At 48.9% G+C, this 321-nt stretch carries 2 protein-coding genes; both read left to right on the forward strand.

Going from position 1 to position 321, the window contains the following annotated elements; translation table 11 throughout:
* The coding region (locus P0G09_RS16935; protein WP_275253250.1) for a hypothetical protein at window positions 1-196 on the forward strand (196 nt) is incomplete at its 5' end.
* Window positions 156-321, forward strand: a 166-nt coding sequence (locus P0G09_RS16940; protein WP_342760551.1) for an ATP-binding cassette domain-containing protein, incomplete at its 3' end; no start/stop codon positions are given. The genes P0G09_RS16935 and P0G09_RS16940, both read left to right, overlap by 41 nt.

The following is a 321-nucleotide window of genomic DNA, read 5'->3' on the forward strand; positions in this document are numbered from 1 at the left end:
TTCTAACAAAATATTTTCATTGAAGGGGTGCTGTGATATAATAAGATATAAAACTACGCTCAGAACAAATGGTGCCGCTATGAACAAATATATTGGACAGCAATTTGCTGCTTTAAGATACGAAAATAATATTTTGGTTGTTGAAGAAACTACATCTGCTGGTGGATGCGGCTCCTTCAACGCGGCTTCTTCATAAGACCACCGCAGGCCCGGTGCACGCCATCCGGGGCGTGAACATCGACGTGTACAAGGGCGAGACCGTTGCGCTGGTGGGCGAGTCCGGCTCCGGCAAGTCCGTGACCATGAAGGCCGCCATGGGCA

It is taken from the genome of Faecalibacterium sp. DFI.5.82 (assembly GCF_029076575.1).
Classification (GTDB): Bacteria; Bacillota; Clostridia; order Oscillospirales; family Ruminococcaceae; genus Faecalibacterium; species Faecalibacterium duncaniae.